At 69.7% G+C, this 12,254-nt stretch carries 11 protein-coding genes; 3 read left to right on the forward strand and 8 right to left on the reverse strand.

Going from position 1 to position 12,254, the window contains the following annotated elements; genetic code table 11:
- Positions 1–66 precede the first annotated feature (66 nt).
- A complete protein-coding gene (locus ABFX18_RS04355) occupies positions 67–1,464 on the forward strand; it encodes an amidase (protein ID WP_336662264.1) in 1,398 nt (465 codons plus the stop codon).
- A gap of 164 nt (positions 1,465–1,628) precedes the next feature.
- Positions 1,629–2,072, forward strand: a complete 444-nt coding sequence (locus tag ABFX18_RS04360; RefSeq protein WP_346057524.1) for an Hsp20/alpha crystallin family protein — start codon at positions 1,629–1,631, stop codon at positions 2,070–2,072.
- Between the two features lie 116 nt (positions 2,073–2,188).
- Here ABFX18_RS04360 and ABFX18_RS04365 read toward each other — a convergent pair whose 3' ends face one another.
- The 6 genes from ABFX18_RS04365 to ABFX18_RS04390 all read right to left on the reverse strand — a co-directional run bounded on the left by ABFX18_RS04365 (position 2,189) and on the right by ABFX18_RS04390 (position 8,826).
- Positions 2,189–3,238 (reverse strand): Gfo/Idh/MocA family oxidoreductase, encoded by a 1,050-nt coding sequence (locus tag ABFX18_RS04365; RefSeq protein WP_090145881.1) that lies wholly within the window; start codon positions 3,236–3,238, stop codon positions 2,189–2,191.
- Complete coding sequence (locus ABFX18_RS04370) at positions 3,235–4,131, reverse strand: sugar phosphate isomerase/epimerase family protein (protein ID WP_200330707.1); 897 nt, start codon at positions 4,129–4,131, stop codon at positions 3,235–3,237. Before ABFX18_RS04370 ends, ABFX18_RS04365 begins: the two co-directional genes overlap by 4 nt.
- 39 nt (positions 4,132–4,170) lie before the next feature.
- Positions 4,171–5,391, reverse strand: coding sequence for a Gfo/Idh/MocA family protein (locus ABFX18_RS04375; protein WP_346057525.1), 1,221 nt, complete (start codon positions 5,389–5,391; stop codon positions 4,171–4,173).
- 362 nt (positions 5,392–5,753) lie between these two features.
- On the reverse strand, positions 5,754–6,731 hold the full coding sequence (locus ABFX18_RS04380; RefSeq protein WP_346057526.1) for an ATP-binding cassette domain-containing protein: 978 nt from the start codon (positions 6,729–6,731) through the stop codon (positions 5,754–5,756).
- Positions 6,728–7,774, reverse strand: coding sequence for an ABC transporter permease (locus tag ABFX18_RS04385; protein ID WP_090145874.1), 1,047 nt, complete (start codon positions 7,772–7,774; stop codon positions 6,728–6,730). Before ABFX18_RS04385 ends, ABFX18_RS04380 begins: the two co-directional genes overlap by 4 nt.
- A gap of 29 nt (positions 7,775–7,803) precedes the next feature.
- Positions 7,804–8,826: a sugar ABC transporter substrate-binding protein gene (locus ABFX18_RS04390; RefSeq protein WP_346057527.1), complete on the reverse strand. Its 1,023-nt coding sequence runs from the start codon at positions 8,824–8,826 to the stop codon at positions 7,804–7,806.
- Between the two features lie 389 nt (positions 8,827–9,215).
- On the opposite strand from ABFX18_RS04390, the gene ABFX18_RS04395 reads away from it, so the two are divergent.
- Positions 9,216–10,274: a LacI family DNA-binding transcriptional regulator gene (locus tag ABFX18_RS04395; RefSeq protein ID WP_346057528.1), complete on the forward strand. Its 1,059-nt coding sequence runs from the start codon at positions 9,216–9,218 to the stop codon at positions 10,272–10,274.
- Between the two features lie 79 nt (positions 10,275–10,353).
- Here the strand turns inward: ABFX18_RS04395 and ABFX18_RS04400 are convergent, their stop codons facing one another.
- Entirely contained in the window at positions 10,354–11,397 is a 1,044-nt protein-coding gene (locus ABFX18_RS04400) for a LacI family DNA-binding transcriptional regulator (RefSeq protein WP_336662260.1), read from the reverse strand.
- Between the two features lie 48 nt (positions 11,398–11,445).
- Positions 11,446–12,234, reverse strand: a complete 789-nt coding sequence (locus ABFX18_RS04405) for a TIM barrel protein (RefSeq protein WP_346057529.1) — start codon at positions 12,232–12,234, stop codon at positions 11,446–11,448.
- Positions 12,235–12,254: the final 20 nt, after the last annotated feature.

Genomic DNA, 12,254 nt, shown 5'->3' on the forward strand with positions numbered 1-12,254 from the left:
GGCACCTCGGAGGAACGGACGCGCTTCGACGCGCATTCCCGGCGCTGGCGCTCGTAAGCTGGGCGGATGGAAGACGCGACGGCGGAGACCGCGCTGGCATGGCGCGACGCGCTCCGCCGCGGCGACGTCTCCGCGCGTGAGGTGGCCGAACGGTATCTGCGCCGCATCGAGGCGCACCACGAACTCGGAGCATTCCTCGCGGTCATCGGTGACCAGGCTCACACGGACGCGACGGCAGCCGACGCGCGATTCGCGGCGACATCACGCTCGGAACGCTCGACGCTGCCTCGTCTCCATGGGCTGCCCATCGCCGTCAAGGACCTCGTAGAGGTCGCCGGAATGGCGACGACCCGCGGCAGCGCCGCCCTTCGCCACCGCGTGGCGACCGCCGACGCTCCGGGAGTCGCGATGCTGCGCGCGGCCGGCGCGATTCCGCTCGGGAAGACGCAGGTGTCGGAGCTCGGCCTGACCGGTTACTCCGAGAACGCCATCGCGCCACCCGCGCGCAATCCGCTCGACCCCTCGCGCACTCCGGGCGGATCGTCCGGCGGGAGCGCGGCTGCGGTCGCGGCCGATCTCATCCCCATGGGTCCGGGAACGGATGGCGGCGGTTCGATCCGCATCCCAGCGCTCGCGTGCGGTCTCGTCGGACTCAAGCCGGGTCTCGGCGCGGTGCCAGGGGATCTGGCCGCGGCCGCTCCCTCCCTGCACGACGAGTTCGGTGCGCCGCGGTTGACGGTGAGCGGCCCCTTGGCCCGGGACCCGGCCGACGCGGCGATGCTCTTCGATGCGCAGCGCGGCGCGACGGGGGAGCCAGCCTTGGCGGCCGTGCGCGCCGCCGATGAGCTCACCGGACTCCGCATCGCGTACTCTGCGGCCTCGCCGTTCGCATCGGTGTATCCGATCGCGCTCAGTGCCGAATCAGGCTGCGCGTTCGAGGCGGCCAGGGAGCGCCTCGCCGCCCGCGGTCACCGCATGGATGAGGCGACCTTCGCCTACGACCCCGAGTACCCCGAGGCGTTCACGACCTCGTGGACGGCGGGCCTCTCGCGTCTGGCGCTCGCTCCCGATGCCGCTGCACGCCTGATGCCGCTCACCAGCCTCTTCCGCGAGCGCGCCCGCGCACGAACCGTCGAGGCGCATGAGCGCGCAGGGGCACGGCTGCGCGATTTCGCCGCAGACGCGCGACAGCAGTGGGGCGCCTACGATGCCGTCCTCACTCCCGGACTCACGATGCTCCCCCCGCGCGTCGGCGCCTTCACGTCGATGCATCCGGATGACGACTACCGGCTGCAGTGCGAGTGGGCTCCCTTCACGTCGATGGTGAACGTCTCAGGGCTGCCCGCGGTCGCTGTGCCGGTGATGCGGCTGCCGAACGGGCACGCAATGGGGGTGCAACTCATCGGCAGGATCGGCTCCGAGTCGCAGTTGCTGCAACTCGCGGCGCAGCTCACGTCCCCGTGAGTGCGCCGTCGCGCCCCTCTCGGCAACTCGACCGCGACTGCCGACAGACCGCGATTTTCAGAGATCTTGCAGCGAGCTTCATTAGCACTCTCAGGTACCGAGTGCTAATTTATATTCACATTGAGTGACCTCCACTCAAGCTTCACTGGAAGGAGAAAATCATCATGGCAATGACATTAGATCCCTTCAGCGAGCTGGATCGCTGGGCCGCAGGAGCGCTCCAGCAAGCGCGCTCCGGTCCGCGCCAGATGCCGGTCGACCTCCAGCGCGACCACGAGCGGTACGTCTTGAACGCCGATCTGCCCGGCGTCGACCCGGGCTCGATCGACGTCGATGTCGACGGCCAGCTCCTGACAATCCGCGCGCAGCGCACCGCCGACGTGGCAGAAGGCTCGAAGTGGCTCACGCGTGAGCGCCCCTCCGGCACCTATCTGCGGCAGTTCAGCGTCGGGCAGGGCGTCGACATCGCCGGCATCTCCGCCTCGTACGACAACGGCGTGCTCAGCGTCGTGATCCCCGTGAGCGAGCAGGCGAAGCCGCGCAAGATCGCCGTGCAGGGTCAGTCCGAGCACGTCGAGAGCGACACTCAGAAGTCCCTGACCCACTGATCCGGCACCGTACGCACGCCGCGTGACGCTGTGGGGCGCCGTTCGGGCGCCCCACAGCGTCACGCGCGAACCGGGACGCGCGGACTCGGGAAGCTTCCGATCCGCCGACGCAGCGATCAGGACGCGAGGCGGCCCGGCCGAAGCGGCAGGCCCGCCGCCGTGTACACCTCGTCGATGAGGGCCATCGTACGACGGGAGCGCTCGAGGCCGACGCGCGATCGCTCACCGCTGCGCACCGCTGACCGAATGCGGCGCAGTTGATGGGTGTACGACGACGAGGCGCCCAAGTGCTCCGAACGCTCTTCGACGCCGGCTCCCGTCGTCGTGCGCACGATGAGGCGCCCGTCCTCCTGGGGTTTCACGAAGTTCGGCAGCACGACCTCGCCCAGGCTTCCGTGCACTCGGAGCCCGAAGTTCCATTCGTCGCTCGCCATGCTCGTGTGCATCGACACGGGCACGCCTCCGAGCTCCAATCCGGCGACGACCGTCGCATCGACCCTCGCGTCACCCGTGTGCCCCTCAGCCCGCGCGAAGTCGAGGGTGAGCGGCGCCGCAGTCGGCAGACGCACACCCCCGAGCTCTCCTCCGAGCTGATCTCCGAGCAGGAGCAGGGCGTGCAGCGCGTAGCACCCGAGATCCATCAGCGCGCCGCCGGCGAGATCGAAGCTCCATCGCGGGTCGCGCGGCGCGGGCGCCGGCATGTCCATATGCACGTCGACACCGCGGATCTCCCCGATCGCACCCTCGCGCACGTGACCGATGAGGCGATGCATGGCCGGATGATCGGCGTAGTGGAATGCCTCCCACGCCCAGCCGGCCGAGCGCTCGAGTCTGGCGGCGACGCGATCGAATTCTGCGAGGTTCGCCGCGAACGGCTTCTCGACGAGCACATTGCGTCCGGCTTCGAGCGCTCGTGCCGCCCACTCGGCGTGCAGCCCGTTGGGAAGGCCGATGTAGACGAGGTCGAGCGAGTCGTCTTCGATGAGGGACGCGTAGCTCTCGGCTGCCGCCGAGAAGCCCCGTTCGGCGGCGTAGTGACGAGCGCGCTCGGGATCCCGCGCCGCGACAGCGGCACGAATGTCACCGGTCTCCGCCGTCGCCGCGATGATCGACTCCTCGGCGATGCGCGACGCGCCCAGCATGCCGATGCGCAGCGGCGCACTCATGACGCCTCCGGGATGTCGGTCGCGCCGAGTGCCTCGCGCAGGCAGGCGACGCTGCGGCGCGCGCTGTCGAACGCCGCCACCGCGTCAGCTTCGTGCTCGATGACCGTATCCTGCTCCACCACGTACCATCCGGCATACCCCACGCCGCGCAGCGCGCGGACGATCTCCACGATGCGCGCGTCGCCGGCGCCGAGTGACCGATACATGCCCTGGCGCACCCCCTCGCGGTAGTCGATCTCTCCGGCTCGCACCCGCGCGGCGACGGCGAGACTCACATCCTTCAGGTGCGCGTGCACGATGCGGTCCGCGTACTGCTCCACGAAGGCGACCGGATCGCCGCCGCCGAGCGTGTAATGGCCCGTATCGAGGCACAGGCCGATGCGGGAGCCTGCGATCACGCGCTCCACCGCATTCGGGGCCTCGACCACCGTGCCGAGATGGGGGTGCAGGGTCGCCACCACCCCGACGGCGGCGGCGGCATCGTGCGCACGATCGAGGTTGGCGAGCAGCGTGACCCATTCCGGGTCGCTCAACTCGATCGCACCGTCATACCCTTCCGCTCCCGTCACCGCCGAGAGCACGAGCGTCGTGGCGCCGGAGGCGACGTACGCCTCCAGTTCGCGCTCGATCGCCGGCAGCGGATCCACCGCCGCCCGGTGCAGCACGACCGGGAAGAACCCGCCGACGGCTTCGAGGCCCGCTGCGGCGAGCGCTGCGGCGCGCTCGGCCGGAGCATCGGGCAGAAACCCTTCCGGCCCGAACTCGGTCGCCGTGATCCCGAGCGACACCATCTCGGAGAGCACGCGCTCCCGCTCCAACTGCAGCCCCCAATCCGGGACCTCGATGACGCCCCAGCTGATGGGGGCGGCTGCGATGCGTGCGCGATGTGCCATGTGCGACTCCTTCGTCGGTGCAGTGCGAGTGGATGAGGATCAGGCGCCGGCCGCGGTCGTGCCCTCGACCGGCGTGCTCGACTGCCAGGTGCGCGTCTCGGCCGATCGCTCGGCCGCCGAGACCACCTGGGCCGCCGAGAGCGCATCCTGAATATTCGAGTTGATGGCCTCGCGCCCGAGCACCGCCTGGAGGAACTTCTTGGCCTCGATCACCTTGAGGTCGTCGTATCCCATCGAGGTCCCCGCTCCCGGCTGGAAGCGGTTGAAATCACCCATCCCCGGCCGGGCCATGACGCGCGTGTACCCCTGGTTCTCCGCGCCCAGACCGCCCGAGAGGTGCAGCTCGTTCATGCGCTCGAAGTCCCAGTGCGCCGAGCCGCCCGTGCCGTAGACCTCGATGCCGTAGCTCGCGCGAGGGCCCACCGAGACCCGGGAGGCCTCGAGGGTGCCGACGGCGTGCGCCGCCGGAGCCCCGTCCGCGACTCGCACGAGCATCCCGGCGTAGTCCTCGTTCTCGACCGGTTTCATGTCGCCGTTCTCGATCAGCGCGAAGTGGGTTCCCGTGCCCATCGGAAGCTCGGGGCGCTCGGCGTACACCGTCGAGGTGACTGCGCTGACCTCGCCGATCGGGCCGAGCGTGTACTGGACGAGATCGACCAGGTGGCCCATGAGGTCGCCCAGAACGCCGTTGCCCGCCAGCCCCCGCACGAAGCGCCACGACAGGGCGCCGCGCGGGTCGGCCGAGTAGTCCGCGAACATCTGCCCGCGGACATTCGTGATGCGCCCGAGCCTGCCCTCGGCCACGAGTTCGCGCAGGTACTCGATCGCGGGGGCATGGCGATAGTTGAACCCGATCGACGTGACGACGCCGGCCTCCTTGGCCGCGTCCGCGACCGCGCGGGTCTCGTGCTCGCCGCGGCCGACCGGCTTCTCGATCCAGAAGTGCTTGCCGGCCCGGGCCGCCGCGATGCCGATCTCCGAGTGCAGGAAGTTCGGGGCGCAGATCGACACGACGTCGACGTCTGGATCGTTCAGCACATCGTGGTAGTCCGCCGAAGCCCGCTCGTACCCGAGCACGCGCACCGCCTCATCCGTACGCGCCGGCGCCGGGTCCGCCGCGTGCACCAGGCGGGGTGCGAGCCCGAGATCCGGGTACGCGTACTTGAGGTTGGCGTAGGCGCGGCTGTGCAGCTGGCCCATCCACCCGACGCTGATGAGGCCCACCCCGATCTCGGTGGTGCCGTCTGCACGTGTCCGCATCTTCGCTCGTTTCGTCTTCGTGGTGCCGTGCACCGGTTCTCACTGTGGGGCCGGCCGGGGGCCGGGCCCGGGTCTGGGATCCTCGCCTGTCGACCGGAGTGATCCTGACTCTGGACTTGATTCTGGACCGGTCCAAATTGTACGGACATGGTGGCTGCGGTGTCAACAGTCCCGTGGGACCGAGGGTGTCCGCCGAACCCGAGCGAATCCCGCCGCCCGAATCCCTCGTGCTCAGCACTCGAGCTCGATCTCGGTGCGGGGGCGCCGGTGCAGCGGGGGCGGCCGGTGCGCCCCCGGGATGCAGAACGGGCGCCCGATCCTCGTCCGGATCGGGCGCCCGCCCTCGCGGAACCGAGAGACGCTCAGCGGCGTGAACGCCCTGGGGCGTCCTCCCCGTCGTCCGCGTACTCGCCGGGGACGACGGTGACGGCCTCGGTCACCTGCACGCGTCCCACGCCCGCCGCGGCGTCGCCCTCGATCTCATCGCGGATCGTGCGCACCGCGTCGGTGCTCGTGCCGACATCCCGCAGTTCGTGGACCAGCTGCTCGAGCTCCGCGCCGCCGGCCATGAGCCCGGTGAGCTCCTCGAGCGAGATCGCGGATTTCTCGTGGTACCCGATGCTCTGTCCGCGCTTCAGCAGCAGGAAGCGATCGCCCACCGGGTAGGCGTGGTGCGGATTGTGGGTGATGAAGATCACGCCGAGGCCCCGATCGCGCGCCTGGATGATGTAGCGCAGCACCACACCCGACTGCTTCACGCCGAGCGCGGCGGTCGGCTCGTCGAGGATCAGCACCTTCGCGCCGAAATACACGGCTCGCGCAATGGCCACGCACTGGCGCTCGCCGCCCGAGAGGGTGCCGATCGGCTGATCCACGTCGCGCAGATCGATGCCCATGTCGAGCAGCTCCTGCTTCGCCGTCTTGCGCATGAAGTCGACGTCGAGCCGCTGGAACGGACCCCAGCCCTTCGTCTGCTCCGACCCGAGGAAGAAGTTGCGCCAGACCGGCATGAGGGGCGCGACCGCGAGATCCTGATACACGGTGGCGATGCCCCGGTTCAGCGCCTCGCGCGGCGAGTTGAACTTCACCGGTTCGCCCTCGACGAGGTACTCGCCGGCGGTGTGCTGATGGAGCCCTGCGATGATCTTGATGAGCGTGGACTTGCCGGCGCCGTTGTCGCCGAGCACGCACATCACCTCGCCGCTCGCCACCTGCAGGCTGACGTCGCGGAGCGCGATGATGTTGCCGTACCGCTTCTCGGCGTCGCGCAGCTCGACGAGCGGCGCCTTCGCGGTTGCCGTGGCCGTCGCCGGAGCGGCGGCTGTCGATGTGGCGTTCACTTTTTCCCTCCTCGCGCCGCGCGGCGCTGCAGCGTGAAGTTCAGCACGGTGGCTCCGAGGAGCATGGCGCCGAGGAAGAACTTCAGCCAGTCCGGATTCCACTCCGCGTACACGACGCCCTTGAGCGCCATGCCGTAGATCAGTGCGCCGATCGCGCCGCCGATCGCCGAGCCGTATCCGCCGGTCATGAGGCAGCCGCCGACGACGGCCGCGATGATGTAGAGGAACTCGTTGCCGATGCCCTCACCCGACTGCACCGTCTTGAACGCGAAGAGCTGGTGCATGCCGAGCAGCCACGCGCAGAAGCTGACGCCCATGTAGAGGCCGATCTTCGTCTTCACCACGGGGACGCCCACGGCGCGAGCCGCGTCGGGGGCGCCGCCCGACGAGAAGATCCAGTTGCCGACCTTGGTGCGCTGCAGGATCCAGGTCGCGATGAGCACGAGGATGATCCAGTAGAAGACCGTGATCTTGACGTTGACGCCGAAGACGGGGATGTCGGCCGCGAACACCGCTTCCGCGGAGGCGAACCCGGGCCACTGCGCGATGGAGGGGGCTGCGACGCCGCCCGTGAGCGCGCGCGTCACCCCGAGGTTGAGGCCGGTCAGCATGAAGAAGGTCGCGAGCGTGATGATGAAGCTCGAGAGCTTCGTCTTCGTCAGCAGCCAACCGTTGAGCAGCCCGATCAGCAGCGAGAACACCAGGCCGACGATCGCTCCGACCCAGACGTTCCCCCCGAACCAGTACATGAAGAGGGACGAGGAGAGCGCCGCCGAGATGACGCCGACACCCGCCGACAGGTCGACCTCGCCGCCGATCATCAGGAGCGATACGCCGACCGCCATGATGCCGACGGTCGAGGCGCCGTACAGGATCGTCGCGATCGAGCTCGGCTGGGTGAACTGGGGGGCGACCACGGCGAACATGATCGCGAGTACCAGTGCGGCTGCGGTGGCGCCCGCCTCGGGCTTCGTGAAGAACCTGGTGAACAGGTTGCCAGAGGCGACGCGCTCATCGAGCTTGGGTGCGGTTGCTGTACTCATGGATTCGACCTTCCGGCGCGACCCTTCTCTTACTCTGCCGACTCGTCGTCGCCGCTGCCTTCGAACTGCGCGGAGACGCTGTCGGCGTTTTCGGCGTTGACGACGGTGGGTCCGGTCAGCACGGCCTGGCCGCCGCCGAGCACGTATCCGCCCTCGGTGTAGAGGCGCACCGCTTCAACGGCGGAGTATCCCTGCACGAACGGCTGCTGATCGATGCCGAAGAGGATCGTGCCGTCCTTGATCGCGGTGTAGACGTCGGCGTTGAGGTCGGTCGTGGCGAGCGTCGCGCTGCTGCCGGCGTCGGCGATCGAGTCCATCGCGGTCATCGCGAAGGGTGCTCCGAGGGTGAGCACCGCGTCGATGTCGGAGTTGGTCTGCAGCTTCGACGTGATGGTCGAGGCGACGTTGGTCATGTCGGTGCCCTGCACGTAGAGCACTTCCGATGTGCCCTCGAAGGTGTCCGCGAGCCCCTCGCAGCGGGCTTCGAGGCCGACGTGCCCCTGCTCCTGGATGACGCAGACGGCCTTCTTCAGGCCGGCGTCGTTGAACTGCTCGCCAGCCGCCTGGCCTGCGATGAACTCGTTCTGCCCGAAGTGCGCGAGCACTCCGAGGTCTTTGTAGGCCTCTTCGCCCGCGTTGATGCTGAAGACGGGGATGCCCGCGTCGACGGCCTTCTGCACTTCGCCCGCCATGGCGTCCGACTTCGCGAGCGTCACGACGATGCCGTCCACGCCCTGGTCGACTGCCTGCTGCACGAGCTGAGCCTGGCGCGCACCGTCGGGATCAGAGCTGTAGAGCAGCTCGACGTTATTGCGTTCGGCGGCGTTCTCGGCCCCCGAGCGGATGGTGTCCCAGAAAGTGTCGCCCGGTGCGGCGTGCGTGACGAGTGCAACCTTGATCACTTCTTCGTCGACGCCGCCGCCGCCGCCACCACCTGCAGCACCGCCGCCGGCGCCGGCGGGAGTACCGCACGCAGCGAGGGCCAGTGCTCCGACGCCCGCGAGGCCTGCGAGGCCGATCTTCGACCAACGCCCGAAACGTGATTTCAACATAGCTGCACTCCATCGTGTAATTGAACTAATGTCGTTACAAAGCTTGCGCTCTGCGTTTACAGTACCGTAACTTCCGCGATCCGGCATCTCTTCCGGTAAAGGTTGAATAACGACCACTCGGCACCTCGCTCATGTCTGTTGCAGCCATCCGTACGGTCTCTCGCAGCGTTCCGCGGAGCGCTGCGGCTCACGGGCGATGCCGACAGCGCCGGTCGCTCTCGAGCGCCGCGCGCCAGCCGCAGCTGCCGCGTCGGCTCGCTTTCGAACGGCGAGAAACCCCTCCGCCTCTAGTATCCCGCTGTCCGGCGTCTCCCCCGGGCGCACCGAGCGCGGACGGGTGCGGGACGCGCAGTGCCGGTGACCGCGGCACGCCGTGGCACGATGGGAGCGTGAGCACCCGCGAGCCGGCACCCCGTCGCCCCACGATGCGCGACGTCGCTGCGCGCGTCGGCCTGTCGCGGCAACTGGTCTCGATCGTGCTGCGCGGCGCACCGGGAGCGAGCGACGCGTCTCGCGAGCGGATCCTCGCAGCGGCGCGCGAACTCGGCTACCACCCCGACGATTCAGCTCGCATGCTGCGGCGACGTCGCAGCGGGCAGCTGGGCGTCCTCTTCACCGTGCGGCAGCCGTTCGAGGTCGATCTCGTCGATGCGCTCTACCGTCGCGCCGACGAACACGGGTTCACGCTCGCGCTCGGCGCCATCGGCGAGCAGCGCGATCTCGAGACCGCTCTGTCGGGCCTCATGCGCCAGCGCATCGAGGGCCTGATCGTGCTCGACGCCGGAACCGGCGGGCACGAGATCACCGGGCTCCCCTCCGGCCTTCCCGCGCTGCTGCTGGGAGGCCCGACCTCACCGGACGCGCACGACCGGATCGATATCGAGAACGAGCGAGGGATCAGCCTCGCCGTCGAGCACCTCAGCGCTCTCGGGCACACGAGAATCGCCTATCTCGGTGCGGAGAGCGGGCCGAACGCCGCCTCCAGGCTCGCCGGATACCGGCGCGCGATGGCCTCACGCGGCCTCCCCGGACGCGTCGTTCCGAGCGACTTCACCGAACTCGGCGGTCATCGGGCAGCACTGTCGCTCCTCGCGGATGGGAGCGTCCGGGAGCACAGCCGCGGAGGGGGAGGCACGGCCGACGCGCCTGGCAGGGTGACGGCACTCGTGTGCATGAACGACCACTGCGCGATCGGCGCCCTGCAGACCCTGGTGCGCGCCGGCGTGCGGGTGCCGGAGGAGGTCTCGATCGTCGGCTTCGACGACAGCTCGGCCGCGGCACTGCCCTACGTGGCGCTCACCTCGGTGCGACCCGATCCTGATCATCTGGCGCAGTTGGCCGTCGAGACACTGCGCGCCCGCCTCGCCGACCCGGGAGCGCCCGCGGTCAGGCGCCAGGTGGCTCCGACCCTGTGCACCCGTGCGAGCACCGGTGCAATGAGAACGTGACGACGCAGCGCGCGGGTGGCGCCGTGAGCGGGCAGGCGATGCCGCGCGCGCGGAGCACGAAGCCCAGCCGGCGGCTCGATCATGCGGAGGCGCGCACCACCAGAGCGGGCGGGATCAGCAGTTCGCCGGCCGGCTGATCGGGATCGCCGGCCTGCGCCCCGAGCAGCGCCTCAGCAGCCTCACGACCGATGCGGCGGTTGTCGGGGTCGACGCTCGTCAGCGAGATGCGCGGGATACCCGCGAGTGTGGTGTCGTCGTACCCCACGACCCGGCAGCCGCCGGGCACCGGCACGCCCGCCGTCTCGAGCGCGGTGATGACGGCCACGGCCGTCAGATCGTTGAAGGCCACGATCGCCTGGGGCAGGCGGTCTTCGGCGAGGAGCCGTTCGACGGCCTCGCGCACGCCCTCCTCGGTGAACGCGGCCGGTTCGACCCACGCCCGACCGCCGAACTGGCGGGCCTCGACCGCCGCGCGGAATGCGGCTTCGCGAGCGGCAGCCACCGTCCCGCCGTCGCCCCCGACGAACGCGATGCGCTCGACGCCCCGCGCGGCGAGGTGCGCGATCACGAGATCGAGCCCTGCGTCGTCGTCGGTGCGCACCGTGGCGACCACGTCGTCCGTCGCGTCGATCGCGCTGGCGACCACGGTCGGAATCATCGCGGTCAGTGCGGCGAGCTCCCGGAAGTCGGGGATCGTGCCGACCGCGATGAGCCCCGACGGGCGCAGGTCGCGCAGCACGTCGAGGTTGTCGCGATCCAGCACAGCCCCACCAGCGCCATCATCGACCTGCGCGCTCATGATCATGGTCCGCCGCCCGGCTTCGGCGAGCCGCGCCTTCGCTGCCCCGACGATCTCCGCGAAGAGCGGGTTGTGCAGGTTCGACACGAGAATCGCCACGATGTCGCGGCGCCCCGCCGACAACGACTGCGCGACGAGGTTGGGGCGGTAGCCGAGCTGCGCTGCGGCGTGCAGCACACGGAGACGGCGCTCCTCGCTGACGTTGTCGCCGTTGGTGAAGACGAGGGAGACGAGAGACTTCGAGACACCGGCCACCCGTGCCACATCCCGGATCGTCGGCGGGCGCACGGGGGCGTCAGGCGTCTCGCCCGGTGTGCGCTCCATCGTCCCTCCTCATGCCTCGTTCATCATATGGGGGCCGCACTCATGAGCTCAGGGCGCGAGCGCAACCGGGAACGCGGCCGCGAACGCGTCGAGCGCAGCATCGGCGTCTCCGCTCGCCCAGGCCTCCATGCCGATCACGCCGTCGTATCCGACCTCGCGCAGCACCCGCGCCACGGCCTCGTATCGGATCTCGCCCGTGCCGGGCTCGCAGCGCCCCGGCACGTCGGCGATCTGGATCTCACCGATCCACGGCAGCGCCTCGCGCACGAGCTCGACGAGATTCCCCTCGCCGATCTGCGCGTGGTAGAGGTCGAGATTGAGTCGCAGGTTGGGATGATCGACCCCGCGCACGAGGGCGAGCGTGTCGGCAGCCCTCGCGAACGGTGTGCCCGGATGGTCGACCGCGGTGTTCAGATTCTCGAGCACGAAGGTGCGCCCGGCTGCCGCACCCAGATCGGCCACTCGACGGAGGGTGTCGGCGGCGTGCACCCAGTCCGCTCCCGAGACCCGCGCGCCGGGCACGACCGGCAGGCCGCCCTCGCCGAGACCGGTGCCGTGCAGGTTGAGACGCGGGGCATCGATGACCTCTGCAGCCCGCAACGATTCGCCCGCGGTCGCGAGCAGGGCAGCACGGCCCTCGGCGGTCGTGAGGTCGCCGCGCAGGTAGCCGGTCATCGAAGAGAACTCGGCCCCGGTCGCAGCGAGGGCGGCGAGATCCTTCGTGCCCCAGTCCCAGATCTCCACGAGAAATCCGCGCTCGTGGATGCGTCGCACGCGCTCCGCGATCGGCAGGTCGGTGTACAGCATCTCCGCGCAGGCCGCGAGACGATAGCTCATGCGCGCACTCCCGCCCGCTC

Origin of the sequence: Leucobacter alluvii, assembly GCF_039530485.1 — a bacterium.
GTDB lineage: Bacteria > Actinomycetota > Actinomycetes > Actinomycetales > Microbacteriaceae > Leucobacter > Leucobacter alluvii.

Excerpts from the sequence above, each read along its gene's own strand:
- ABFX18_RS04355 (WP_336662264.1), top strand. The coding sequence starts at position 67 with ATGGAAGACGCGACGGCGGAGACCGCGCTGGCATGGCGCGACGCGCTC.
- ABFX18_RS04360 (WP_346057524.1), top strand. The coding sequence starts at position 1,629 with ATGGCAATGACATTAGATCCCTTCAGCGAGCTGGATCGCTGGGCCGCA.
- ABFX18_RS04365 (WP_090145881.1), bottom strand. The coding sequence starts at position 3,238 with ATGAGTGCGCCGCTGCGCATCGGCATGCTGGGCGCGTCGCGCATCGCC.
- ABFX18_RS04370 (WP_200330707.1), bottom strand. The coding sequence starts at position 4,131 with ATGGCACATCGCGCACGCATCGCAGCCGCCCCCATCAGCTGGGGCGTC.
- ABFX18_RS04375 (WP_346057525.1), bottom strand. The coding sequence starts at position 5,391 with ATGCGGACACGTGCAGACGGCACCACCGAGATCGGGGTGGGCCTCATC.
- ABFX18_RS04385 (WP_090145874.1), bottom strand. The coding sequence starts at position 7,774 with ATGAGTACAGCAACCGCACCCAAGCTCGATGAGCGCGTCGCCTCTGGC.
- ABFX18_RS04390 (WP_346057527.1), bottom strand. The coding sequence starts at position 8,826 with ATGTTGAAATCACGTTTCGGGCGTTGGTCGAAGATCGGCCTCGCAGGC.
- ABFX18_RS04400 (WP_336662260.1), bottom strand. The coding sequence starts at position 11,397 with ATGGAGCGCACACCGGGCGAGACGCCTGACGCCCCCGTGCGCCCGCCG.
- ABFX18_RS04405 (WP_346057529.1), bottom strand. The coding sequence starts at position 12,234 with ATGAGCTATCGTCTCGCGGCCTGCGCGGAGATGCTGTACACCGACCTG.